The organism is Acinetobacter sp. 24-47-66, from assembly GCF_056779755.1.
Window position 1 is genome coordinate 121,404 of sequence record NZ_JBWYIL010000006.1, and the last position, 26,832, is coordinate 148,235.

24 protein-coding genes are annotated in these 26,832 nt (G+C 39.1%); 8 read left to right on the top strand and 16 right to left on the bottom strand.

All coding sequences use genetic code 11. The annotated features are described in order from the left end of the window. Positions 1-15: 15 nt before the first annotated feature. The 3 genes from gpmI to lptF form a co-directional block, all read right to left on the bottom strand. On the bottom strand, positions 16-1,560 hold the full coding sequence (gene gpmI / locus AC1M84_RS07755) for a 2,3-bisphosphoglycerate-independent phosphoglycerate mutase (RefSeq protein WP_035263895.1): 1,545 nt from the start codon (positions 1,558-1,560) through the stop codon (positions 16-18). A gap of 123 nt (positions 1,561-1,683) precedes the next feature. Next, positions 1,684-2,754 carry an LPS export ABC transporter permease LptG gene (lptG, locus tag AC1M84_RS07760; RefSeq protein WP_481593226.1) on the bottom strand — a complete coding sequence of 357 codons (1,071 nt, stop codon included), beginning with the start codon at positions 2,752-2,754 and terminating at the stop codon, positions 1,684-1,686. Then, the gene (lptF, locus tag AC1M84_RS07765; RefSeq protein ID WP_035263893.1) at positions 2,754-3,854 is read right to left on the bottom strand and encodes an LPS export ABC transporter permease LptF; all 1,101 of its coding nucleotides are present in this window, start codon (positions 3,852-3,854) and stop codon (positions 2,754-2,756) included. The genes lptG and lptF overlap by 1 nt, the downstream gene beginning before the upstream one ends. A 143-nt stretch (positions 3,855-3,997) precedes the next feature. Here lptF and AC1M84_RS07770 point away from each other — a divergent pair, with 143 nt between their 5' ends. From AC1M84_RS07770 to AC1M84_RS07785, 4 genes are all read left to right on the top strand, one after another. Further along, positions 3,998-5,437 (top strand): leucyl aminopeptidase, encoded by a 1,440-nt coding sequence (locus tag AC1M84_RS07770; RefSeq protein WP_481593225.1) that lies wholly within the window; start codon positions 3,998-4,000, stop codon positions 5,435-5,437. Beyond that, complete coding sequence (locus tag AC1M84_RS07775; protein WP_092767347.1) at positions 5,437-5,844, top strand: DNA polymerase III subunit chi; 408 nt, start codon at positions 5,437-5,439, stop codon at positions 5,842-5,844. Before AC1M84_RS07770 ends, AC1M84_RS07775 begins: the two co-directional genes overlap by 1 nt. A 30-nt stretch (positions 5,845-5,874) precedes the next feature. Continuing rightward, on the top strand, positions 5,875-6,483 hold the full coding sequence (gene blhA / locus AC1M84_RS07780; protein WP_481594779.1) for a cell division protein BlhA: 609 nt from the start codon (positions 5,875-5,877) through the stop codon (positions 6,481-6,483). Positions 6,484-6,592: 109 nt separating this feature from the next. Continuing rightward, entirely contained in the window at positions 6,593-6,811 is a 219-nt protein-coding gene (locus AC1M84_RS07785; RefSeq protein WP_481593223.1) for a hypothetical protein, read from the top strand. Between the two features lie 44 nt (positions 6,812-6,855). Here AC1M84_RS07785 and AC1M84_RS07790 read toward each other — a convergent pair whose 3' ends face one another. The 7 genes from AC1M84_RS07790 to glnK all read right to left on the bottom strand — a co-directional run bounded on the left by AC1M84_RS07790 (position 6,856) and on the right by glnK (position 13,017). Next, positions 6,856-7,404 (bottom strand): VTT domain-containing protein, encoded by a 549-nt coding sequence (locus AC1M84_RS07790; protein WP_481593222.1) that lies wholly within the window; start codon positions 7,402-7,404, stop codon positions 6,856-6,858. Positions 7,405-7,515: 111 nt separating this feature from the next. Then, on the bottom strand, positions 7,516-8,175 hold the full coding sequence (locus tag AC1M84_RS07795; protein WP_092767353.1) for a riboflavin synthase: 660 nt from the start codon (positions 8,173-8,175) through the stop codon (positions 7,516-7,518). A gap of 28 nt (positions 8,176-8,203) precedes the next feature. Then, entirely contained in the window at positions 8,204-9,496 is a 1,293-nt protein-coding gene (locus tag AC1M84_RS07800) for a DNA adenine methylase (protein WP_180028158.1), read from the bottom strand. Continuing rightward, entirely contained in the window at positions 9,493-10,590 is a 1,098-nt protein-coding gene (gene ribD, locus AC1M84_RS07805; protein WP_481594780.1) for a bifunctional diaminohydroxyphosphoribosylaminopyrimidine deaminase/5-amino-6-(5-phosphoribosylamino)uracil reductase RibD, read from the bottom strand. The genes AC1M84_RS07800 and ribD overlap by 4 nt, the downstream gene beginning before the upstream one ends. 31 nt (positions 10,591-10,621) lie before the next feature. Further along, positions 10,622-11,086 carry a transcriptional regulator NrdR gene (gene nrdR, locus AC1M84_RS07810; RefSeq protein ID WP_035263879.1) on the bottom strand — a complete coding sequence of 155 codons (465 nt, stop codon included), beginning with the start codon at positions 11,084-11,086 and terminating at the stop codon, positions 10,622-10,624. A gap of 138 nt (positions 11,087-11,224) precedes the next feature. Beyond that, the gene (locus tag AC1M84_RS07815; RefSeq protein ID WP_035263878.1) at positions 11,225-12,619 is read right to left on the bottom strand and encodes an ammonium transporter; all 1,395 of its coding nucleotides are present in this window, start codon (positions 12,617-12,619) and stop codon (positions 11,225-11,227) included. Positions 12,620-12,678: 59 nt separating this feature from the next. Further along, entirely contained in the window at positions 12,679-13,017 is a 339-nt protein-coding gene (glnK, locus tag AC1M84_RS07820) for a P-II family nitrogen regulator (RefSeq protein WP_004650081.1), read from the bottom strand. 272 nt (positions 13,018-13,289) lie between these two features. Here glnK and AC1M84_RS07825 point away from each other — a divergent pair, with 272 nt between their 5' ends. Together AC1M84_RS07825 and AC1M84_RS07830 are read left to right on the top strand one after the other, a co-directional pair. Next, positions 13,290-13,517 (top strand): accessory factor UbiK family protein, encoded by a 228-nt coding sequence (locus AC1M84_RS07825; RefSeq protein WP_092767430.1) that lies wholly within the window; start codon positions 13,290-13,292, stop codon positions 13,515-13,517. An 89-nt stretch (positions 13,518-13,606) separates the two neighbouring features. Continuing rightward, positions 13,607-15,091, top strand: coding sequence for a YifB family Mg chelatase-like AAA ATPase (locus AC1M84_RS07830; protein ID WP_092767363.1), 1,485 nt, complete (start codon positions 13,607-13,609; stop codon positions 15,089-15,091). Positions 15,092-15,172: 81 nt separating this feature from the next. Here the strand turns inward: AC1M84_RS07830 and AC1M84_RS07835 are convergent, their stop codons facing one another. Together AC1M84_RS07835 and AC1M84_RS07840 are read right to left on the bottom strand one after the other, a co-directional pair. After that, positions 15,173-17,917, bottom strand: a complete 2,745-nt coding sequence (locus AC1M84_RS07835; protein ID WP_481594781.1) for an autotransporter domain-containing protein — start codon at positions 17,915-17,917, stop codon at positions 15,173-15,175. Positions 17,918-18,253: 336 nt separating this feature from the next. Next, positions 18,254-18,994 carry a TorF family putative porin gene (locus AC1M84_RS07840; RefSeq protein ID WP_180028850.1) on the bottom strand — a complete coding sequence of 247 codons (741 nt, stop codon included), beginning with the start codon at positions 18,992-18,994 and terminating at the stop codon, positions 18,254-18,256. A 688-nt stretch (positions 18,995-19,682) separates the two neighbouring features. On the opposite strand from AC1M84_RS07840, the gene AC1M84_RS07845 reads away from it, so the two are divergent. Then, positions 19,683-21,005 carry an OprD family outer membrane porin gene (locus AC1M84_RS07845; RefSeq protein WP_092767367.1) on the top strand — a complete coding sequence of 441 codons (1,323 nt, stop codon included), beginning with the start codon at positions 19,683-19,685 and terminating at the stop codon, positions 21,003-21,005. 101 nt (positions 21,006-21,106) lie between these two features. On the opposite strand, the gene ppa is transcribed toward AC1M84_RS07845, so the two are convergent. Both ppa and AC1M84_RS07855 read right to left on the bottom strand, forming a co-directional pair. Beyond that, entirely contained in the window at positions 21,107-21,643 is a 537-nt protein-coding gene (ppa, locus tag AC1M84_RS07850; protein ID WP_005233448.1) for an inorganic diphosphatase, read from the bottom strand. Between the two features lie 121 nt (positions 21,644-21,764). Further along, positions 21,765-22,163, bottom strand: coding sequence for an MAPEG family protein (locus AC1M84_RS07855; RefSeq protein ID WP_035268067.1), 399 nt, complete (start codon positions 22,161-22,163; stop codon positions 21,765-21,767). Between the two features lie 100 nt (positions 22,164-22,263). Here AC1M84_RS07855 and AC1M84_RS07860 point away from each other — a divergent pair, with 100 nt between their 5' ends. Beyond that, positions 22,264-22,647: a hypothetical protein gene (locus AC1M84_RS07860; protein WP_035268065.1), complete on the top strand. Its 384-nt coding sequence runs from the start codon at positions 22,264-22,266 to the stop codon at positions 22,645-22,647. 39 nt (positions 22,648-22,686) lie between these two features. On the opposite strand, the gene AC1M84_RS07865 is transcribed toward AC1M84_RS07860, so the two are convergent. Both AC1M84_RS07865 and parC read right to left on the bottom strand, forming a co-directional pair. Next, positions 22,687-24,360: a long-chain-fatty-acid--CoA ligase gene (locus AC1M84_RS07865; RefSeq protein WP_179998903.1), complete on the bottom strand. Its 1,674-nt coding sequence runs from the start codon at positions 24,358-24,360 to the stop codon at positions 22,687-22,689. 150 nt (positions 24,361-24,510) lie between these two features. Further along, a complete protein-coding gene (gene parC, locus AC1M84_RS07870; RefSeq protein WP_481594782.1) occupies positions 24,511-26,727 on the bottom strand; it encodes a DNA topoisomerase IV subunit A in 2,217 nt (738 codons plus the stop codon). Positions 26,728-26,832 lie beyond the last annotated feature (105 nt).

Sequence of the window (26,832 nt, forward strand, 5' to 3'; positions counted from 1 at the left end):
ATTCCTTCTTATTTTTTAAACTAAAGTCACTAAATTGCGACCTTTCATTTCAGCAGGAACAGGCAACTGCATTAAATTCAATAATGTCGGTGCAACGTCTGCAAGCACCCCACCCTCTGCAATTTTTGCTTGAGTTGGACCTACATAAATAAATGGCACATGCTCAGTTGTATGTTGAGTATGGACTTGACCACTTTCATAGTCCTGCATTTGTTCAACATTACCGTGATCCGCAGTGATCAACATATGGCCTTTCTTCGCCATCACTGCATCATAGACACGACCTAAGCTGACATCCACTGCTTCTACTGCTTTAACGGCAGCATCGAATACCCCTGTATGTCCAACCATATCGCCGTTTGCATAGTTCACAACGAGTAAGTCAAATTCACCTGAATTAATTGCATTCACTAACTCATCAGTGACTTCATAAGCACTCATTTCTGGTTTTAAATCATAGGTTGCAACATTTGGTGATGGAATCAAAATACGTTTTTCACCTGGATACTCATCTTCACGACCACCACTGAAGAAGAAAGTCACATGGGCATATTTCTCAGTTTCCGCGATACGCAATTGAGTTTTACCTAAATTAGACAGGTATTCACCAATTGAATTGACCAACGGTTCTGGCATATATGCCACCGGCGCATTAATTGTCGCTTGATAGCGCGTTAACATGACAAATTTCGCAAGCTGAGGCACAACTTTACGCTCGAAACCATCGAAGCCTTGTTCAACAAATGCTTTTGTCAATTCGCGAGCACGATCTGCACGGAAATTCATAAAAACAACAGCATCGCCATCTTGTACTGCGGCTACATCCCCAATACGTGTTGCTTTCACAAACTCATCTGACTCTTCAGCAGCATACGCTTGTTCGAGACCTTCCACAGCAGACTCAACTACGCGAACAGCCTCACCTTCTGTTAATAAACGATATGCTTGTTCGACACGATCCCAACGATTGTCACGATCCATTGCGAAATAACGACCGATCATCGTTGCAATTCGACCCTGACCTGGATATTGGGCAAATAGTGCATCTAATTTCTCTAAAGACGGCTGTGCACTTTTTGGCGGAGTATCACGACCATCTAAAAAAGCATGTAAATAGACTTGAGCACCTCTTTTTAGTGCCAACTCTGCCATAGCAACAATATGGTCTTCATGAGAGTGAACACCACCTTCAGACAACAATCCAAAAATATGTACTGCTTTTTGATTTTCTTTTGCTTTTTCTACAGCATCAACCAATACTTCATGTTTATAGAAATCACCAGTACGGATATCTTTGGTAATACGAGTGAAATCTTGATACAACACGCGTCCAGCACCAAGATTCATATGACCAACTTCTGAATTCCCCATTTGGCCATCTGGAAGACCAACATCTTCACCTGAACCTGAAATCAGACCATGTGGATGATTCTGTTTCATTGCAGTTAAATTAGGTGTTTTCGCTGCAAGAAAAGCATTATCTTCGACCGCTTCACGATGACCCACACCATCCATAATGACTAAAACGTGAGGGATTTTGCCAGCAGTTGCATCCGTCATGATATACACTCTTTTCTGTTTACAAATTAATCAACGTATCTTAACGAATTTTTCATTAAGACTCTATCTGAACACGATGGCTTTGATTGATCTAGACCATCTATTTTTCAATTTAAAAATTCTCTAGCGCGCTCGATATAGCAAATAGCTACCTACCGCAAAGATAAGCACAATTGGCAGAAAAACAAACCAAGCGGGAGATGGTGAATACACCAAACTCGCGTACCCTAAGAAGTCTTGTAGGTAGTAAAAACCAAGCCCTACAAATAACGCAATCACTAAACGAAAACCCATAGACTGTTGCCTTAAAGGGCCAAAAATAAAAGAGCAAGCAATCAGTACGAGTGCCAACAATGCAAATGGCGAAGCCACTTTTTGCCAGAATGCAAGTAAATACGTTTTAGGAACTTGACTATATTCATCCATATAGCGCATAAAACTGATCAATTGGCTTGGAGCTAAATCTTCAGGATCAATCGTCACCATATGAACATATTTAGGTTGAAGCGCTAAAGCAACATCCTGCTGAGGAGTTTGAATCAGTCTCGAATAGCCTTCAGGAAAAATATCCATCTGACTGGCTTCAATTAAAGACCATTGTCCATTTTGTACAAATTGACCTTGATTCGCAGTCAAGACTGACTTCAGACGATAATCTTGATCAAAGTCCATCATCTCAACTTGACGTAACTGCCCTTGCGCATTTGCATAGTCAATATAAATAAATCGTTGACCTTCTCTAGTCCAATACCCTTTGACTTCGCCAAGCTCAGCAACAGAACGACGGTCTTTAATACTTTCCGCCCGCTCATTGGTGTAAGGAATAACATATTCACTGAGTAAAAATGAAAGCAATACCAAGAGCATTGCTGAGCGCATGACCCAACCCACAATACGCCACAGGCTAATCCCTGAAGCGCGCATAACAATCAGCTCACTATTTGAAGCCATTGAACCCAAACCGAGCACTGCACCAATCAATGCTGAAATAGGTAAAATTTCATATAAATATTGCGGTGAAGCCCATAGAACATGAAGAAGCGCTTGCCAAGCTCCATACCCTTCTTTGAGGCTGCCTAATTCACCCATATAGGTAAAAAGAATTTGAAGGGCTGATAAAATCGCTGTAGCACCCAACATCGCCAGCGCTGTGGTTTTCGTCACATGTTTTGCGACAATTCGACGTGCCAACATTATGATTTCACCTGCTCAATTCGTTTTTTTAACTTAGGCGCTAGTTTTTGTTTACGCGAGAAAATCGCCGCACCCACTGCATAAACAATCAAGATAGCGGGATAAGCCCAAATACCAATCTCATCTTTACTAATTCTGGTTTTAATCGCCATTAATGCCACAATCAAACTGGCAAAAATTAAGAGTGCAGGAAATAATTTTAAATATCGTCCTTGGCGTGGAGTAACCTCAGACAATGCCGTTGCTAACATCAATGCCACAATCAATGTAAATGGCACAAATATTCTCCAGCCCAATTCACTGGCTACTACAGGGTCTTCACGAGTTTCAATCAACTTCGAAATTGGTAACGCTTCTACATCACCACTTTCGAATTTCGCCTCTTTATCACTTTCAAGACGCAAACGATATGAAGCAAACTCGGTATGACTATATTTCGGACTATCTTGATAAATTTCGTAACGACGACCTTGGGTTAAATCAACAACACTCGCTGTTTCACCGACCATTTCAACACGTGTCGCTTCTTTCGCTAAAATCATGATGTCAGGTTTTTCAGGCTTATCTGCACGCTGATAGAAGAAAATTTCTTTTAAGTTTTTACGATCTTCCGAAAGTGCACCAGCATAAATGGTATAAGGACCTGAGGAAATAAACTCTTTTGGACGTACCAAATCAAAGCCTGATCGAACCGCTTGGGTCGTCGTAAGCTTTTCAAATTCACGTATACCCCATGGAGACATCCATACCATTAATACCGTTTGAATGGCCAAATAAATGGCTGTGAGAGGTAACAATAAACGAGCCAATTGATTACGACTAACACCACTGCCATTGAGAACCGCCATTTCATGATCTACATACAGTCGGCCAAACACCAACATGAGACCAATGAAAAAACCTAAAGGTAAGATCAATGTCAAAAATTCTGGAAGACGGTAGCCAATGATGCTAAATAAAATACTTGCATCCATTCGACCCTGAGCTGCCACGCCAAAATACTTGATCAAACGCCCACCCAACATGATGAGTGTAAGCAATGAAATCACAACCACAGAGGTAGATACCACTTGTTTGACGAGGTAACGTCTTATAATCAAAGTAATCTTCCAAAATTAGGTTAAATCGGCTAGCGCTAGTTTACCCGAATGTTAAAAATATAAAACCTCATTGAAATTCTATCATTGGTAGTGTTTCAATGGTTTAATGATTTAAACGGTCTCAATAGGCACACAACAAGCATATGAAACTTTCAATTAATACATCATTAGCACAAATTTCAGAAAGCCAACATTTGGTTATTTTAGTCGACTCTGAAAACACCCATGCAGTTAAAAGCAACTATCAAATCAACAATTTAGACAGCCTAACTGAAGCAGCTCAATTCAAAGCAGGTTTCAATGAGTCTTTATCGTTATTGGGTCAAATTGAAAATCAACCGAATAGCATTTTACTTGGCTTAGGTAATGCACAAGAAGTTAAAGCTGCAAAATTAGCAAAAATTGCACAAACTATTATCAAAGCTTCACAAAAAAAATTCAAACAAATCAGTGTTGATATTTCAGCTTTGCCGAATGAATTGCACTACTTATTTGCACTTAAACTCACTCAATCTGCTTATGCTTTTGACGAGTTTAAGTCGAAAAAAAATGACTTTATACTCGAACAAGTTCATTTAATTGCATCAAACTCTACGCTAACGTCAAATCAACTCAACTTAATTCAAGCAATTGAAAGCGGTCAAAACGTTGCACGTGATTTAGCAAATCGTCCAGGAAATATTTGTTTTCCTGAATATTTAGCGGATCATGCAGTTGCATTGGCAGCAGAATTCCCAGATTTATTAAAAGTAACCGTACTAGATGAACAGCAAATTGCTGATCTTGGCATGAATGCATTCCTTGCAGTCAGCAAAGGTTCAGATCGCCCTGGACGTATCATTACTCTAGAATATCAAGGTCAACTTGAACAAGCTCCTATCGTCCTCGTGGGTAAAGGGATCACTTTCGATACGGGCGGTATTTCATTAAAACCAGGTTTAGGCATGGATGAAATGAAGTACGATATGGGTGGTGCAGCCTCAGTTTTAGGAACCATGCGCTCACTCTGTGAAGCTCGCCTTCCAATTCATGTTGTAGGTGCAATTGCGGCGGCTGAGAACATGCCATCAGGTCATGCAACTCGACCAGGTGATATCGTCACCACGATGAGTGGTCAAACTGTTGAAATTCTAAATACAGATGCCGAAGGTCGCTTAGTCCTCTGTGACACGCTGACCTATGTCAAACGCTTTAACCCAGAACTTGTAATTGATATCGCAACATTAACAGGCGCTTGTGTTGTTGCCCTAGGCTCTGTTTTAACAGGTATGTTCACACCAGATGATGAACTGGCAAATGAACTTTCTCAAGCTGGTGAACAATCATTTGACCGTGTATGGCGTATGCCTGTCTATGATGACTACCAAGAACAGCTTGACTCTCCATTTGCCGATATTGCCAATATTGGTGGTCCAAAAGCTGGTGCTGTTACAGCTGCTTGCTTCTTGCAACGCTTCACGCGTGAATATCGTTGGGCACATTTAGATGTTGCTGGTACAGCTTGGACATCTGGCGCAGCAAAAGGTGCAACTGGTCGCCCAGTTCCATTATTGGTTCAATTTCTCGCAAATCGCGTAAATTAATGTCTAAAATCAGCTTCTACTTATTTGAAAAGAGTCCAGAACGACAGGTCCAAAGTGCCTGTCGTTTATGTCGAAAAATTCTGCGTCACCCTGCAAAAATATGGATTCATTGTCCAGAATTGAGCATTCAAAACGAACTCGATGATTTACTTTGGAGTTTCGATCCGCAGAGTTTTTTGACACATGGCATTGATGATCAATCAGCAGCTATTTGTATTTCGTCTAAGCTCCCTGAAACTCAGGAATGGATCGTGTTTAATTTTCACATTCATGCACTTGAAGATCCTTCACGTTTCAGTCACATTATCGAAATTATTGAAAACAACGAAGCTGCCAAAGAAATTGGACGAGAGAAATATAAAACCTATCGAAAATTAGGTATCTCACCTCAAACACATAAACTTTAGCGCGTTGTCATTGGAAAAAGGAGAATCACGGTGGCCATTAATGTCGGTCAAGATTTTAAAAAACGTTGGTTGAAAGCGCCAGAAGCGGTTCGCCAAGCTTTTATCGACGACCTTAATCGCATCAGTGATTTACTCGAACCTCAAACTCAACCAGAGCAATGGTTAGACCATGATAATCGTGCCCAGCAAGTGGCTCAATTGAAGGTTGAACAGGCTTATGCAGATGAAAAAGCACGATTAATTGAAGAAGCTCGTATTCGTAAGCAAATGGCTTTAGAAAAATCATTAGCAGAAAAACGTGCACTGCAAGAGGCTTATAATCAAAAGCTTCTACAAGATGAATATCTTAAATTTCAACAACAAACCGATTCGCTCGTACAGTTACGACAAGTGATTGATGCAGAAATCGATGAATATACTGAAAAATACCAAAAAGTGACTACACCCCATCGGGACTTTTCAGGAAACTCTCCCGCGCATTTATCAATTCATCAAGATTTAGATACGATTCGTTTACGTCTCGAGCTTGAAGCTGAAACCATGATTGAAGATGCCGTACAAATTTTTAAATCAAAACTCCAAGCAGCAGCAAAAGAAGAGATCGAACTTATTTTAAAAAATACATCTCTACCCTCTTAGAGGCTCGAACGGTGGATGCTTAGTGTCATCAAAATGAAACATATTTGTCACACCATGAATGTGATTTAAATGCTCTCTGCGATTTGACGGACATGAGGAAAGTATCACCATGGATCTTTTAAGCAACATCTCTGAACGAATCACTCATTTGAAATCTGGCGAACATGTCACGATCAGTGCTCAAGAACTATTGATTAGTCGAGCAGATTTTCAATCGGTTTTAGTGTATTTAAAACATGAGTCAAAAAAAGGCGACTTTTTAATTCAAGATGAAGCTTTGGTAGAGAATTGGTTTGATCGCACATCACTCACCATTAATAAAATTTAAAAGAGCCCACTGAGAGCTTTTTTTATCAGGTTTGAAGTATCAATTTAAGCAAAAAAATCTAAAACGGCTGAGAATATATTTCCCATGCCATACCCCATACCTAGTAAAAGTGCGATCCAAATCCAAGCACCAATAATATTGTAAAACATGAAACTGCTATAGCTCATATATCCAGAGCCAGCAGCGAATGGTGCAAAAGAACGTACAAAAGGGATAAAGCGCGCCATTAAAATGGTCTTACCACCATGTTTTTCGAAATAAGCATTGGTTTTGGCAATATACTCAGGTTTTAACCAACGTGAGTGCTCGCTAAAATATTTAATACCAAGCCATCGCCCTGTATAGAAATTGAGAATATAACCTAGGACTGAGGCGATAAATAATAACAATCCCATATAGTGCAAATGAATCAACTCAGTGGTCGAACATAAAGCACCGATGGCAATGAGCAAACTGTCCCCAGGTAAAAAAAACATGAAAACGGAACCATTTTCCGCAAATATCACTAAAAATAAAATTGCGTAAATCCATACGCCATATTGCTCTAATAAACTCGGTAAAAGCTGCTCCAAATGCAGTAAAAAATCAATCATTCTGAAGTTCTCTGAGCATGTTGCTTTCTCCTTTAGATAGATTGTATACCTAATTTATTTAAACAAAAAAACAGCCTAAAAATTTAGGCTGTTTTCTATTTTAATCATTTTTTAACGTAAAAAGCCATTCTGTGCTAAAAATTCCATGCTCAATTTAGACTCAGGTTTATGTTCAGCAGCCTTATCCCCAAGCAATAAACGTTCAATATATCGTGCAAGTACATCGACTTCTAAGTTTACTTTAGTCCCAACTTTCCACGTACTAATATTGGTCCGCTCTGCAGTATGAGGAATAAGATTTAAACTCAACACATTGCCACGTAGATGATTGATTGTAAGACTAATTCCATCAACTGTGATGGAACCTTTCTCCGCTAAATATTTTGCAATTTCAGGCGGGGCCGTTACCTCAAAATAGAGTGAACGTGCATCTTGACGTTGCACCGTAATTTCACCAACTACATCTACATGTCCACTAACAATATGACCACCAAAGCGAGTTGTTGGTAACATCGCTTTTTCTACATTGACGGTTTGCCCAACCTTCCAACTCGATAAAGTTGTACGATGAATACTTTCAAGTGACACATCTGCTTCGTACCATTGATTGCCCCATGCAATAACAGTTAAGCAGATGCCATTAGTCGCAATAGAATCACCCAAGTGAACATCAGACATATCAAGATCAGTCTGTATACGCAAGCGGATATCACCACCTACATTTTGTAAACTTTCGACTTTTCCTAAACTTTCTACAATGCCTGTAAACATAATGGGTACTCTTAAATTTGTTCTATTTTTACCATAAATCCAATTGTTCAGCGACGCCTGTAGTGTCAACACCACCCAATTCAGCATAGTGGTGTAACTGACCAAGTAACTGTCGAATTGGCGGTCCTGATTTTGCGTGCGTGTCTGTAATCACGATAAACTCAAGAACGCGCGCACGCTCAGACTGACGCTGCTTACTCACACGATATCTTGGAACATCTTGAGTCAAAATGGTGACTCGTCCACGCTCTAAATTCGCTTTAAGTAAATCACCAGCCTCAATATTTCCATCTGTTGAATAGCTGGTCAAAATATAGCGTGCATTAATGGTTTGCAAAAGCTTTTCATACGCTTCTTTGGCATGTTTAGAAGAATTGTATGGGCTTGGTCGTTCTTTACGCCAAGCACGGTCGATTCCGCTCTTGAAACCCTTAGTATCTGGACTTGGTAAATCTACCTGATCCCATAAAGTCAAAGCATTCAATACATGATAGTTGCTACTATACGCATGCTGATTATAGGGTGGATCCAAATATGCCACATCGACTTCGAAACCACTCATTTGGTTTGCTAAGTGTTGAGCATCCACACACCACATTTCAGCTGCTGGGCCTGTCAGATTTGAATTTTCACAAAAACGACTTGGGGTCAGCCATAGTAATGATTCAATTCGCTCTAAAGCCGTCTGAGTTTTACCGCCCCAGCCGTGATGGAAACTCTTAAATACGCCTGACGTATTACTCACAAAACTTGCTGAATACAATAAAGGTGCAAGTAAAGCGCTCATTTCCACATCATCAATTGCACCTTGAGCTTGCCAAGTTGCAATTTGTTGACGAATTGCATCAATCCGCATGCCATTTCGACGTTTGAAGAATAAACGGTCTCGTGAAGGATCATAGATCTCATCATTACGAGGACAGAGATTGTGTGTTACCCATCCTTTAACTTCAGGCAAGCGATTAAGATAATCAATTGCTTTCTGATATCCGCCTAATTCTTTAAAAGCAGGAGCTTCAGTACATGACAATATGGCATGATTAAGTGCGTGGCTGTAAGGCTCCCAATCGTTCGCTATTACTCGGTAGCCATTTTGACGAGCCAAACGAGAAACCACACCGCTTCCAGCAAAAAAGTCCGCAAAGATAGGCGCTCGACCTGAACTCGTATTCAAAGTTCCAGTGCTTTCTAATGCCTCAAGAATCAAATGTAATAAACGACGCTTGTTGCCTAAATAAGGCACAAGTTGATTAAACAAATACTCATCTGTCGTACGTGCTGCATGGCGACGTTTATGATAAACCGTTGACTCTGTACTCATAGCGACTCTTGATCAGGGATTAATTTTAAACGGATGTCATCACCTAACTGAGTTACATCTTGAAGTTTAAAACGGAGTTGTTCTGTCATTTGTTTAAATTCAGCATTAAACATTGGACGAGCTGATTGACCTAATAGTGTAGGCGCAATATAACTAATCAATTCATCTACCAAATTTTCCTGCAAAAATGCAGTAGATAGGGTTGCACCAGCTTCCACCATCACATCATAGATTTGAAAATCTTTTAAAACTTTTAGCAACTCAACTAAGGGCTGAACTTCGAGTTGAATCACGCCAAGTTGTGCAAGCTCTGCTCGAAATGGCCCCATGACCATGACAGTATCAGGATTCTCTAACACTTTAGCATCTAAAGGTAAGCGACCTTGACGATCTAAAATCACACGTTTAGGCTGCACAACTCGTTCTAATTGAATATTCGGTAAAGCTCGGACATTCAACTGACAATCATCAGCCAACACTGTTTCAATACCCGTGATCACCGCACCAGAAATTGCACGCCAATGTTGAACATCCTGACGTGCCAATTCACCTGTAATCCACTTCGACTCCCCTGAAGCCATTGCTGTACGACCATCGAAACTCGACGCGACCTTTAAACGTACATAAGGTAATCCCTTAGACATAGCTTTAAAGAAGCCTAAGTTCAAAGGATGCGCTTCCAACTCACAGATCCCGACTTCAACGTCTATACCTGCCTGTTGTAGGATAGCCACACCTTTACCAGCAACCAATGGATTAGGGTCTGAACAAGCCACTATCACTTTTGCAATGCCCGCTTCGACCAAACCTTTCGCACAAGGAGGAGTACGACCATAATGCGCACAAGGTTCTAATGTGACATACGCGGTTGCACCCTGTGCTTGCTCCCCTGCTTGACGAAGTGCAAACACTTCGGCATGTGGTTGCCCAGCTTGGGGGTGAAAGCCTTCACCAATAATCTGTCCGTCTTTGACAATGACACAACCTACATTAGGATTTGGTTTTGTCGAATATTGACCTTGCTTCGCCAATGCTATTGCACGACGCATCCACATTTGATCTTGATCGATCTTTTGTTGCGAGAACTCAGACATTCATAACCTTGAAGTTGAATTTGGGGCGAGATTAATGTTCTTGATCTCGGTGTTGCATTTGTTCGATTTGACGGCGGAACGCTTCTACATCTTGGAAATCTTGATATACAGAGGCAAAACGTACGTATGCGACATGATCGAGTGCAAATAAAGCCTTCATTACAATTTCGCCTATAGTACGCGAACGCACATCACGTTCACCTAGTCGACGAATTTGAAGTTGAATATCACTGACCACCGTTTCAATTTGTTCTTGTGTCACGGGACGTTTTTGTAAAGCATGCATGAGTGAACGACGAAGTTTCGCTTCATCATAAGGTTCATTTTTACCATCGGACTTAGTGACACGAGGCATCACCACTTCAAAACTTTCAAAAGTTGTAAAACGCTCATTACAACTAATACATTCACGACGACGGCGAATTTGGCAGCCTTCAGCAGCTAAACGTGAATCAATCACCTTACTATCAGCGGCGTTGCAAAATGGACAATGCATAGCAGTTTAATTGAACAAATTCTATTTACACCAAGTGTATCAAAAAATTCTGCTCATGTTGAGCTTTCATCAATATATAGCAAAAAAACAGCCCCAAAGGGCTGTTTCACACTATATATTGATTTTTGTGTTTAATCGTTATTCAACACGCTCACCATGTTGACTTAAATCCAGACCCATACGCTCATCGTCTGACTCAACACGAATACCGATGATTAGATCAATGACTTTTAAGATGATGAATGTCAGGATTGCTGAATAAGCGATTGTTGCAAGAACACCTTCAACTTGTACCCATAATTGGCTTAATACGTTTGTAGGTGCTGCATCGCCCATGATGAACTCACTTGCAAAGAATGCGGTTAGAATTGCACCGACGATACCACCAACACCGTGAAGTCCAAAGGCATCTAATGAGTCATCCGCTTTCAATGCACGTTTTAATGCAGTAATACCCCAGAAGCACACAACACCACCAATAAGGCCCATGGCCAAAGCACCACCTACTGTCACGAATCCAGCAGCTGGCGTAATCACAACCAGACCAGCTACCGCACCTGATGCCGCACCCAACACTGAAGCTTTGCCACGAACGACTTTTTCAGTGATTAACCATGAAATGGCAGCAGCGGCAGCAGCAACTTGAGTTACAACTAATGCATAACCTGCTGAACCATTTGCACCTAATGCAGAACCACCATTGAAACCAAACCAGCCGACCCAAATTAAACTCGCACCAATGACAGTCAATGTAAGGTTATGTGGTGCCATTGATTCTTTGCCTAGCCCCATACGCTTACCAAGCATATACGCCGCAACTAAACCAGCAACACCTGAGTTAATATGAACAACAGTACCACCTGCAAAATCAAGTGCACCATCGTTACCTAACCAACCACCACCCCATACCCAATGTGTAATAGGAGCATAGACAACCACCACCCAAATTGCGATAAACGCAACAAAAGCACTGAATTTCATACGCTCAGCAATAGAACCACTGATAATGGCAACGGTAATGATTGCAAATGTCATCTGGAAGATGACAAATAAAATTTCTGGAATTGTTCCACTCAATGCTTCTGTAGTGATACCAGACAACATAAATTTATCTAGACTTCCAATAAAGGCATTACCTTCACCAAAAGCAAGTGTGTAGCCAACCACTACCCAAGCGATACTGACCACCGCAGCAGCGACAAAGCTGTGTGCCATGGTACTTAAGACATTTTTTTTACGTACCATACCGCCGTAGAACAGCGCTAAACCAGGAATGGTCATGAGTAAAACGAGTGCAGTTGAAACTAAAATCCAGGCAGTGTCACCCGTATCAAGAACTGCGGCTTCTTCAGCAGGAGCTTCTTCTGGAGCTGCTGGTAATGTTTCAACCAAATTAGAATCTGTAGATGAAGCCTCAGTTTCAACAACTGCAACTTCAGTAGAAGTTGGTTCTGACACTGCTTCTTCAGCCCATGCGACAGAACCACCTAAGAGTGCGCCAGACAAGCTCAGCGCCATTAGCATTTTTTTCATTCGTATCCCCCAACCTAGTTTTTGTGAGTTATTCGCTACTCAGCAAACTTCATGCCAAATTAAACTGCGTCAGCACCAGTCTCACCAGTACGGATACGGATAACTTGTTCTAGATTCGTCACGAAAATTTTTCCGTCACCAATTTTGCCAGTACTAGCTACACGTGTAATTGATTCAATCACTGAATCAACCATTTCGTCACTGATTGCGATTTCAATTTTTACTTTAGGTAAAAAATCAACCACATATTCAGCACCACGATAAAGTTCAGTATGACCTTTTTGACGACCAAAACCTTTTACTTCAGTTACGGTGATCCCTTGAACGCCAATTTCAGAGAGTGCTTCACGCACGTCATCTAATTTGAATGGTTTTACAATTGCTGTTACGAGTTTCATGTTGTTTTCCTTCGGCTTTTTTCACCAGTAAGGTTTTATGTTCAAATTTCATGCCAAACTTCATAATGGTTGGGGATATTAATCAGCCAGCATGAACTTATTTATAACCTATTTTATACGCCTACACGGTCTTATGTTCTAAAAATATTGGGAATTTTGATGGATTTTTTTTATGTTCTTATTGGTTTAACCTATGAAATGTAGTTAACACTAGGGTCAATCCAAAACGAATGTTAAACTTCAATGTTGATGACTTATTATTCGGAAGAACTATGATTGAAACTTTATTACAGGCAATTTTAGAACAGGTTGACCAACCCAAAAAAGATTTAGAAAAAAATGTGAGAGCGTTGTTAAACGAAGCAATTAGTAAAATGGATTTGGTTTCTAAAGAAGAAATAGAGCGTCAGAAAACTGCACTAAACAATGCCAATTTGCGTTTAACAGAACTTCAAACGCAATTAAAATCATTAGAAAGCTTAATTTCCGATCAAAAATAAGCAACATTGCACCAATACAGTGCTTAAACACAAAGTTAGTGATTAAAAATAAAGCAATTCTAAAAATAATATAATAATGGTTCAGTTTTATGTCATTTGCCAAAATTTATACCCGAGGTCTTCTTGGTTTACATGCACCACTGATTGAAGTAGAGGTTCATGTCAGCCAAGGATTACCTTCACTCACCATTGTAGGTCTTCCAGAAGCTGCTGTTCGAGAAAGCAAAGATCGTGTCCGTTCTGCAATCATTAATAGCGGTTTTCAATTTCCAACCAAACGGCTGACGATCAATCTAGCCCCTGCTGATTTACCCAAAGATAGTTCAAGGCTTGATTTACCTATTGCTTTGGGGATTTTAATCGCTTCAGGGCAACTACATGATCAAAATATTGACCGTTTTGAATTTATAGGTGAATTGGCACTCGATGGTCTGTTAAGACCTGTAACTGGAACTTTGACTATCGCAATGGCATGTCAAACCGCAGGTCATGAGTTAATGATTCCCGTGAGTAATTTGGATGATGCAGCCCTTCTTCCCAATTTTGAGGTGTATACAGCCAAGTCATTAAAAGATGTTTGCCAACACTTTGATCAATCGAGTCCAATTCAACCCATATTAGCGAATAAAACGATCCAACCTCAAATAAATCGATTTGATCTCGCTGATGTCAAAGGTCAATTACGTCCAAGACGCGCCTTAGAAATTGCAGCAGCTGGTGGACATTCTATTTTATTTAAAGGCCCGCCAGGCACTGGTAAAACACTGCTTGCCTCAAGATTGTCTGGCATCTTGCCCCCATTAACCAATCAAGAACACTTAGAGGTCGCAAGTATTTACTCCATTGCAAATACACCTTATCAATTTGGTCATCGCCCCTTTAGAGCGCCACATCATACGGCATCCGCTGTGGCCTTGGTTGGTGGTGGATCACACCCTCGACCAGGTGAGATCACCTTAGCCCATTTAGGTGTACTTTTTCTGGATGAATTACCTGAGTTTGACCGAAAAGTCTTAGAAGTATTGAGGCAGCCTCTTGAGTCGAAAGAAATCGTCATTTCCAGAGCATCAAGACAAATTACTTTCCCGGCTAATTTTCAATTTGTCGCTGCAATGAATCCATGTCCATGTGGATATGCCTTCAATCAAGACAGTCGTTGTCAATGTTCACCTGAATCAATTAAGCGCTATCAAAATCGAATTTCTGGCCCTTTACTAGATCGGATTGACTTACATATTGATGTGCCACCTTTACCTCCCCAAGACATGCAAAGCACTACACCGATGGAGAATTCTGAAACCGTCAGAAAACGGGTGATTCAGGCCTATGAGTTGCAAATTCAACGACAAGGTGTGACAAATCAAAATCTAAGTTCTCAACAGCTTGATCAAGTGGCTCAACTAGATGATTCTGCAAAAAAGATTATCGCTATGGCTCAGCAACGTTTGAATTTATCAGCACGTTCTTACCACCGAATCTTACGTGTCGCTCGTACAATTGCTGACTTAGCGAGTTCTGAACATATACAAACAGCTCACTTAACTGAAGCGCTCTCTTATCGTAAACAGGAATAAAAAAGCGACTCAGTTGAGTCGCTTTTTCAAACTGTTAATAATTTATTGATAAATATTATAAAAATACACAGTTATCTTCGTCTAAAAATTATATTTTAAACCTACTTGTACTTGCTGATCAGCAGAATTCACAGCGTTACCATTTAGGTCACCAAATAGATTCCATTTATTATCACTTGTTGCGAAGTTCACCCCAACACCATACAAGAAATAATCTTTATCAAATGATGGCGCACGATAATCAACTGACACGCCATTTAACAAGTTTGAAGATAGATTTACCATTGGTAGATCACGGTCAATCGCATAAGCATATTCACCATAACCCACTAAAGATAATTGAGGTGTCGCTTTAAATTCTGCTCGCAAACCTAAATGAGCTTTAGTTTCTTTAGCCGTCACATCATTAACACTAACACCAAATTCAGATGATTCTTTAATCGCATCCATTGAAACGGTATTGTGGCTTAGAGCTAAATAAGGTGACAAGTTAAATTGATTAATTAAACGTTGATAACCAATTTCACCATAAACACCAAACTTATCCAAATCAGCATTTGCTAAAGAGTTTTCAGAGTTTACACCATCCGTAGCTAAACGGTTAAACTCAGCGTCACCGAAGCCATAATTCGCATTTGCACTTAAATAAACGTTCTTATTTAAATCCAACTTACCATACACACCTAAAGTCGTAAGATTGATCTCACTATTCCCGTTAGAAAGTGTGTACTTAGATTGCTCATTATAGTTAGTAACATAAGCACCAATCAAACCACGACCATCAATTGCAACATCTGCGCCCGCAGTTAGACTGTCGATTTCAGACTCAACAGAATCCCAACCTTTTGCGCTTGCCTTAGTATCAACTTGACCGTGAGCAATCCAAGCACCAGACTTGCCATTTTTGGCAACTTGGTAGTTGCGTTGTGCAATTTGAGCATTAACCATCGTATCATTCTTCAACAACACTGATGGCGTTTCTGCAAACATAGCACCTGACACAGAGTTCATAACAGATTGAGCAGCTTCACTTGAAGATGCCTGTTGAATATTTTTAACATAGTCAACGAGCTGATCATTTGAACCATTTGCCTTAGCTTGAGCAGCCTCAACCATTAATTGATTGATAAGGTTACCTGACGGCGTAGAAATACCACCTGCAATTGTACCTGCAGCAGTAGCATCAGCAAATTGAACATCAACATACAATTGCTTATCAGTAGCGCGAAGCTCACCTACATCTAAGAATGCAGATTTAGATTCAACTGACTTAAACTCACCTGTTAATGACTGGGAATCAACAACTAAATACTCACCAGCAGTCACCATTTCTTTATTAGATGCGTAAACAGTTAAATCACCATCTAATTGAGCATCACCTTTTACAGTTAAATGATGATCTACACCATAAGCCAGTTTAGAACCAACAGATGAGTTAATTAAGTCACCGTTAACTGTTAAACGACCTTTTTCAGTGCTAACAACACCGTTATTATAAACCGAACCTACAGAACCAGTACCAGATAACGTAGCATTTTGATCATTCAAGACCACAGAAGATTGGAGTGAGCCATTAACAATGATTTCACCACTCTTAACAATAGTATCACCTGTGTACGTGCTATCCCCAGTGAATGCCAAGGTGCCAGCACCAGACTTAATAATTCCCCCATCACCTTTAATGTCATTTGAGAAAATATAAGTGCCATTGTCTACATTTGCTTCAAAGTCGCCAAAGTTATGACCTGTATAAGCAATACCTCCAAGCGCCTGAGTAGGATTGTAATAACCCCAACCAAATGTTTTGTTGTATAAGCCGTTAGATTCACTACCATCATCAATAAATGTTGAAGTAGTCAATAATACCTGTCGAACTTGGTTCATATCCATCCAAGGATATTTAGAAGCAATCACAGCAGCAACAGCGGTAACTTCAGGTGCGGCATTAGAAGTACCCGCATATCCAATATGCTCACCCGTTAAAGAATCAACCAATCCCCAACGTGTGAAATTTGAGGTTAAGCAAAAACGTTCTGCCACACCACAAGCATTTGATTTTTCGTGTAACTCTTTCCCGTTATTTGCCATACCAGCAACAATCAACATACCCTTTTCGAGAGATTCATCATAACTAGCCAGATAGCCTTGAAGCGATGGATTATCTAAACCATCATTCCCAGCAGAGTAGACAAGCAAAGCCCCTTTCTCAACGGCTTGACTAGCATAAGGTGCCATTGAACTTAAATAAATGTCAGCCTTATCATCAACATCAGAACCATACGAATTGTTGAAGATTAAAATATTATGGCGATCAATTAGATCATTAATTGCCATTAGAGTTTGAATAGTACTGCCAATTCCAGACCCAGTATCAGATGTACGTGCGCTATAAATTTCCGCAACATCTTTAGCAAAACCCTCATTGTAATTGAAGCTCTCACCAGCCTTTTTACCAGCAATAACTTGGGCAGAATTAGTACCATGGCCTGTTAAATCTTGAAGCTCTAAAGGTTCATCACTTAGATCACGATAACTAACAGTACCATCTTGAATATTATTGCTGTATGAGTATTGACCTTTAACAGCAGATGCCAACTGAGCAATAGAACGCACACCCGTATCAATCACACCCACTTTAACCTTATTACCCGAAGTATCTGTAGGGGTAACCTTAAAGTCATCAGGATTATATTCATATTTAGGAGTTTCAGGCTCAGGCGGTTGAGTTGTTCCAGGCCCACCATCAATAGGCGGTTTTGTAACAGGCGGAGGAGCTGACGTAGAACCCGATCCACCACCCCCACAACCAATTAGGGCTAGACTCATTGATATAGATAAAATATTTCTTTGTTTTTTAAATTTTAAATTTATAGATTTCACGTAAAAATGCCCACTCGTATTTATAAATAAAACTGATTAAATTGTTAACTATTATACCAATTAATAAAATTTTTTATTATATTTTTCAAATATTTAATTAAACAACCACTATTAAAATATTCTAACAATTACTCACATTTACTGTGTTTCAATCCTCAATAATTACATATTTTTATAAATGTTATTAAACATGGATCTTTATGTAAAAAATTTCTAAATTAACTTTAAATTTAATGTAAAAAAAGCGACTCAGTTGAGTCGCTTTTTTTATTTGAGTTGAGTTTAGAAGCTATAACCCAATGCTAATACCATTTTATTCTTTAAATTGTTTCCATAACGATCATCACCACCAATAATATAATTCATGCTTGCTGTGACACCTGTTTCCCCTAAAGCTTTACTTAGACCAATATCAAAGTGACGGAAATTAAAACTTTCTGACTCTGGTGTTTCTGCAACATACTTACCGTCTTTTTCATAAACATATAAACCCAAAGCTGTGTCCAAGCTAAAATCGTTTGGTAGAGGATAACTATATGTAGCTTTTAAATATGTGTCTCCAGCGTTCCCCCAACCTGTATCTTCCAACAAAGTTTGAGCAGTTACTCCAACATCTTTGTAATTCAGACCAAGTAATAATTCAAAGCCATCATAAACTGACGTTTCAACGTCATAATAATAGTAATAAGTTGTACCTACAGTAAAACCAGTGTTTTCATTGATTGAACCGTTGTAACCCACATAAAAATTATTTTCCATTGGATTGGTAGTACCGTAAGCATCTGTACCTAACGTAGATGTCCACCACCCTGCGTACAATCCAGAACTATGGCTATAGTCTAATCCACCTTGTAATGTAGCTTCAGTATTTTCAGGAGCTGCCGTATTACCACGCAATATATAACTTGATAAAACACTGATATTACCCGATACAGAATGCGGTGAAGTTGGTACCTCAGCAAAACTAAATGTTGATGCAGATGCTACAACTGCTAGACCCAATGCTTGAATTGCTAATTTCATATTTATGTTCCCCCACATCATGATTAGATGCTTTTTCGGTTTATTTGTTGAACTCATATGTGAATTAGCAATAGCTATGCCAAAGTTAAAGGTGTTTAGATACAAAGGAATTAAAATAACGAGATAAAATAATTTAAATTAATGATTTTATTATTATATTTGTTTAAATTTCTTATTTTTAAAAATATTCAAAGAAATTTTTTTTGACGATTTACCTGAGTTAAAGACATATCTTTTTAGATCACACATTCATTTACAACTTGCCTCATTTTAAGGCTATTTTTTAATCAAACTTACAGTTGGAGTATCAATTTAGTGCGTCACAAAAAGCAAGTGATCTCTGAAGCACATTAAAATTAAATAAAAATGAACTGAATAACTATCATTCTTATTTAAAATCCTTTATTCATCCTTGTCTGCTTCTAGAGTTACAAAAAAAAACGTGCCAGATTGACTAAATTAAATAAAAAAAAGAATATCAGGTTAAAAATAAATATATGTTATTAATAGTTAAATTTAATTTTATAATAATTTTAATCTTTAATAATTCACAACTTAGTTTAATTTATATACTTTTTGCTTATGACTTTAGGTGCGAAATTGTGAATAATAGAGCCAATTTTGTTATACATTACGTATACAAATACTAAACATTAACCATAATCATTTTGTATGAGGCTCTCTCCCAATGCAAAAATTCCAAAAACTAAGCTTAGCAGTTCTTATTCAAACTGCTTTAATTTCTACTGCATTTGCGAGTGAGCAAAGTGAATCAAAGGGATTCGTAGAAGATGCTGAAGGATCAGTATTATTCCGTACAGGTTTCTTGCATCGTGATAAAAAGAACGGTGTCGAAGATACCAGCTCAGCAGCTCAAACAGCCATGGTTAAAATTGAGTCTGGTTTCACGAAAGGTATCGTTGGTTTCGGTGTTGGTGTTATTGGTGATGCTTCTTTCAAAATAGGAAAAAATGGTCACACAGGCAATCAAATGATTCCTGTTAAAGATCAGTTAAATTCAGATGGCACTAAAGATGCATATGATCACTGGGCTAGAGGTGGTGCATTTATAAAAGCTAGAGTATCAAACACTACTGCAACTTACGGCACTCAAGTTTCTGAAATTCCTGTAATCGCAAGTAATACAGCACGTTTAACTCCTGAATATTACACCGGTCTCTCCATCGTTAGTAACGAAATTGAAAACTTAAGTTTATATGCTGGAAAATTTACAAAAAATCAGTGGTCTAACGAGATTAGTTCTGATGAACAAGAATTAGATCGTGCAGTCTATTGGGGCGCTAAATATAAGTTTAATGATCAACTAAATACTTCGTATTATGGCGTTGATGTTAAAAATAAATTAGACCGCCATTATGCGAATATAAGCTATACCCAACCTTTAAAAAATGATTCATCACTAGTTTTCGATGCTATGGGATATCATACTAAATGGGCTGCTCAAGCAGCTACTGGATCACATTTAACCAATGATCTAAAAGATCGTCAAAATACAATTTGGGGTGTCTCAGCTACTTACAGTAAAGATGTTCACAATGTCATGATAGCTTATCAAGACAATGCTGGAAACACAGGCTATGACTATGCTTATAACAAAGATGGCTTACAAAGTATTTGGGTTCCTAACTCGTATTTATCTGACTTTAATAGTAATGATGAGAAATCTATAGGTCTTCAATATAACTACAATTTCAAAAATCATGGTTTAGCTGGTCTGAATTGGACGACTGCTTTTGTGTATGGTTGGGACATTGATTTAGCCGATCGAGATAACCGTACTCAAATTATCGATCAAGCTGAGGAACATGAATTCTTCAATCAAATTAAATATACCATCCAAACAGGTGCTTTGAAAGATGCTAGTTTACGTTTGCGTCATTCATACTTGCGTGGCAGTGACTCATTTAATAACCCTAATTTCACAAGTGAAGGAATTGGGGACACCAACGAATGGCGTATTTGGTTAGACATCCCAGTGAAATTATTCTAATTTTCAACTAAAAAGATCAATAAAAAAACCTGCACTTTGTGCAGGTTTTTTATAAAAGCTACAAGATCAAAGTTTGTAGCTTTATTTATACATCAGGCAAATTATTTGTTTGCTTCTGCATAAGCAGCAATTGAGCTTAACACTTCTTGTTTAGCAACATCTGCACCTTCCCAACCACTTAACTTGACCCACTTACCTGGCTCTAAGTCTTTGTAGTGTTGGAAGAAATGTTCAATTTGACTAATCAATAAAGGAGGAAGGTCAGTATATTCTTGAACATCTTTATAGATTGGCGTTAATTTATCGTGTGGTACAGCGACAAGTTTCGCATCAACACCACCATCATCTTCCATATTTAATTTACCCACTGGACGGCAACGGATAACCGAACCTGGTTCTACAGGATGTGGAGTAACAACTAATACGTCTAATGGATCGCCATCAAGAGATAATGTATTTGGTACATAACCGTAGTTTGCTGGGTAGAACATTGCAGTACCCATGAAACGATCTACGAAAAGTGCATCTGAATCTTTATCAATTTCATATTTAATTGGTGCTGCATTTGCAGGGATCTCGATAATTACATAGATATCGTTTGGTGCATCTTTACCTGCAGGGATATTACTGTAGCTCATAGCAAACTCTTTACTGTCAGTGTTCATTAAAATGGGGTTGATTATAACGCTTTATTCAGCAATCATCATTCGATTATACAAGCTGAAGATGTATTTTAGGTATGGTGTTAGTCTGTTTTTCTTAGAGCAATCGAATAATTAATAAAAGCAATAAGATCGGACAAAGCATTGATAAGAACCAAACAATTGATCTAAGGGTCGCCCAATTACATAAATAACAAATCCCATAGATGATTCGTAAGACGATATACGCCGAACCTAATAAAATCACTAATTGTTGTTGAACAACCATATACTCAGCCATCAAAACTGCCGCAATAAATAATGGCAAACTTTCAAAGCTATTTTGCTGCGCAGCATTCGCTCGAGCCGCTAAGCCTGTGGTTTTAGACATGAATTCACGCGGATTTTGATTATCCTGCCCTTTGAAACCACCTGCAATTTTAGCAATGACTGTAAATAAATAAGGGAGTAAACAAGCAATTAAAATAAGGTAAATAACACCTTCAATACCGTGCATGGATTTCAGTCCAATGATTTAAGCTGGTTTTATCTTAGCATGATGTTTGTGCGATAATTTTAGTTAAATTATTTTGTTTATTAAAATTCTGAGTAATGGCATGACCAATTCTGACCAAAAAAAGTTATTTGATGTTCTCGAGTTACAAAAGCAACATCAAAAACGTGTCGATCGTGTGCTTTATATCGTTCTTCCGATTATGGCTTTCTTGATCAGCGTAATTTGTGCCAATATGAATTGGCAATCGACTCTCGGCACATTGCTGGTTCTCATCATCGCCTTTATCGCGGTAGGGATTAAACGAGCAAATAAATGGATCTGGCTGAGCATTATTTCAGTATATAGCTTAGTTGATATTTACTTCAGTTATTCAGGACAGTTACCGAGTTCTGCTGTAGGACGTCATTTAGGTACAATGCTGACATTCACATTTATTATTGCAACAGCGCGACCTTATATCGACCGTTGGCTAATGAAAGAATAAAATAAAAAAAAGCGCCTTACGGCGCTTTTTTTATTTGAATTATTTGCGTAAATCTTTACGAAGGATTTTACCGACATTCGATTTTGGCAATTCATCCATGAATTCAACATAACGAGGACGCTTATATCCTGTTAAGTTTTCTTTCGCAAAAGCTAACACTTCTTCTGTTGTTAGTGATGGATCTTTCTTCACAACAAACAACTTAGGCACTTCACCTGATTTTTCATCAGCCACACCAATCGCTGCAACCTCGAGTACTTTAGGATGTGTTGCAATTACTTCCTCGATTTCAGATGGGTATACGTTAAAGCCTGATACCAAGATCATATCTTTCTTACGATCAACAATCTTGAAGTAACCACGAGCATCCATGATACCGATATCACCAGTACGGAAGAAACCATCTGCGGTCATCACCTTAGCTGTTTCATCTGGTCGGTTCCAATAGCCTTTCATGACTTGAGGACCACGAATTGAAATCTCACCTTGCTCACCTTGTGGAACTTCATTGCCATCGTCATCCAATACAGCGACATCCGTTAAAGGTAATGGGATACCAATCGTACCGCTAAACTCTTCAGATGCCGGTGGGTTTGCCGTTGCAATAGGTGAAGTTTCAGAAAGACCATAGCCTTCAATAATATTTGTACCTGTGATTTTTTTCCAAGCTGCAGCAGTTGAAGGTAATACAGCCATACCACCTCCCATCGCCATTTTTAATTTGCTATGGTCAAGTTGTTTGAATTCTTCATTATGAACGAGTGCGTTGAATAAAGTATTCACAGCTGGGAAGAAACCAGGCTGATATTTGCGTAGCTCTTTAATGACTGCAGGGAGATCACGAGGGTTAGGAATCAATACGTTTGCTTGACCCTTGTACATACCATAAAGTGCACAAACCATGAATGCAAAGATATGATATAGCGGTAATGCACAGAAAATGCGATCGTCGCTCGCACCATCTTGAGCACCAAATTTAGATTGGAAAATACCATCTGCTTGCATTAAGTTTGCAACAAGGTTGCGATGTGTTAATTCCGCACCTTTTGATACGCCTGTTGTACCACCTGTATATTGCAATACAGCAGTGTCGCTCAACGTTGTTGCTGGGCGCTTATAATTTGCAGAACTGCCTTTAGACATCGCAGTCGTGAATTTCACATGTCCTGGGATACTCCAAGCTGGAATTTGCTTACGCACTTTACGTAAAACAAAATTCACGAGTGTACCTTTTAAGGTACCTAACATATCACCTACTGTCGCCACGATCACATGCTTAACTGGCGTTTTACCAAGAATTGATTGATAAACAGAAGCGAAGTTTTCAATAATCACAAGCGCTTCAGTGCCTGAGTCATTCAGTTGATGCTCAAGTTCACGAGCTGTGTAAAGTGGGTTCACGTTGACAAGAACTAAGCCCGCACGGAATACACCAAGTGCCACCACTGGATATTGCAGTACGTTTGGCATCATGACCGCTACGCGAGAACCTTTTGCTAAACCAAGGCTTTGAAGATAGGCTGCAAATTGACGGCTCGCCGTATCAAGTTCATTGAACGTTAATGTTTTATCCATAAAGATAAAAGCATCACGCGAACCAAATTTCTGGAAGTTTCTCTCAAAAATATCAACAAGAGAGGTATTTTCTGGTGGTAATTCTACTGTTTGTGGAATTCCAGTTTTTTGGTATTCAGCGAACCAAATCTTTTCCATAATGCCATATTCTCCAATTAGTAATACTTGGTTTTAAACTCTTATTTTCGATAATGTATTGAGCATCTTATTTAATTTATTGCTCAATAAAGCATCCATAGCCATAAATACATTTCATATATAACGTATTTTGTCGACTAGATGCTAGCTTTATCTTTGAATGAAGAGTCTATTTGCTTTTTGATAACCTCGTGGTAATACCTGCCCTTTTGAAGCACGTTTACCGATGTATTTCAGCAGATCATCACCTTTTAATTTCAATTGTTGTTGTCCAGCAACGACCTGAAGCACATCATCCAAGTTAAGTGTTGTCATAGACACAATGCGTTCCTTTGCATCCAACTGCATCAATTTATTACCTTTTCCTTTATTGAGCATTGGTAATTCTGTCAGCTCTGTCAGTAATAATCGTCCAGAACTGCTGAGTACAGCGATATGTGTACCATCAATTTGTTGCAATGGCATTGCGCTTGCATCATCTGCAAGCGTTAAAAACGCTTTACCCGCTTTAGCATTGGTGTCCAATTGTTTCGCTTGTGTTTTAAAACCATATCCTTTGGAGCTGATCGCTAATATTTCCACCTCATCTTCAGCAATCAGAATTTGTTGGAAATTTACTCCATTTGCTGGCGATAATTTCGAGCTTAATGGTTCACCTAAGCCGCGCGCTGAAGGTAATCCTGTAATTGGTAATGCGTAACTTCGACCAGATTGATCTAATACATACACTTTTTGATTAGATTTACCTTGTGCATGACTTAAATATTGATCTCCTGCACGGAAATTGACTTTATCTAGATCGATCTCATGTCCTTTCGCACAACGAATCCAACCCGCTTCCGATAAAATGACAGTGACAGGATCAGCTGGCATCAAATCTTGTTCACTAATCGCGGTCGCTTCTTCACGCTGAACAATTGGAGATCGGCGATCATCACCAAACTTTTTCGCATCTTCTTTTAATTCTGAAATGATCAGATTTTTTAAAGATTCAGGATTCGCCAATTGCTCTCGAATCACGGCTGCTCGACCTTCAAGCTCTTCTTGTTCACGGCGAATTTCCATTTCTTCGAGACGCGCCAAATGACGTAATTTAAGCTCTAGAATGGCTTCGGCTTGAATTTCATCAATACCGAAATGTGACATTAACACTTCTTTCGGATGATCTTCCTCACGAATAATGCGAATTACCGTATCAATATCTAAATACGCAATTAAAAGTCCCGCCAGAATATGTAGACGTTTTTCAATTTTATTCAAATGGTATTGCAAACGTCTCGTCACAGTCGTTTTACGAATTTCAATCCATTCCAATAAAATACGACGGATTGATTTTACTTGTGGACGACCATCAGCACCAATCATGTTCATATTGACGCGGTAGCTCGACTCAAGATCGGTCGTGGCAAATAAATGGCTCATGACCGCATCTGCATCGATACGATTTGAACGCAAGACAATTACCAAACGTGTTGGACATTGATGATCTGATTCATCTCGTACATCACTTACCAACGGTAATTTTTTTGCCTGCATTTGATCAGCAATTTGGCTGATAATTTTAGAGCCAGAAACCTGATATGGTAATTCACTGATGACAATTTCATTTTTTTCAACCGAATATACCGCACGCATGCGATAACTGCCGCGCCCAGTGCTTTGTAATTTCAGTAATTCATCAGCAGGTGTAATAATTTCTGCTTGAGTCGGTAAGTCTGGACCAGGAATATATTCAGCAACTTTTTCATCAGACAAATTCGGGTTACGAATCAGTGCAATGGTACCCTTAACAACTTCCCGTAAATTGTGTGGTGGAATATCTGTTGCCATTCCCACCGCAATTCCCGTCGTACCATTTAAAAGAATATTCGGTACGCGTGCTGGTAAATTTACAGGCTCTTTTAATGAACCATCAAAGTTATCTTGCCAGTCGACAGTTCCTTGACCTAACTCAGAGAGCAGGACTTCACTATATTGTGATAGTTTGGCCTCGGTATATCGCATTGCAGCAAACGACTTTGGATCATCTGGTGACCCCCAGTTGCCCTGCCCTTCAATAAATGGATAACGATAACTAAATGGCTGTGCCATTAAGACCATTGCTTCATAACAAGCAGAATCACCATGCGGATGATATTTACCTAAAACATCACCAACTGTACGTGCTGATTTTTTGGGTTTACCACTATGCTTTAGACCAAGCTCGCTCATCGCATATACGATACGGCGTTGCACAGGTTTTAATCCGTCACTAATATGAGGCAATGCACGATCCATAATCACGTACATCGCATAGTTTAGGTAAGCTTGTTCTGTAAATTCTGCTACAGAACGATTCTCTGTCGCTTGGTGCGCAAGGCTTGTCATTGAATCGTGAAATCCTAATGAATGAATAGTTTAAGGGTGTATGCTAGTCTCCCAAACTGCGAAGAACAAGCAAGGTTGGACACTTTGTAAAGATAAAATAACAAA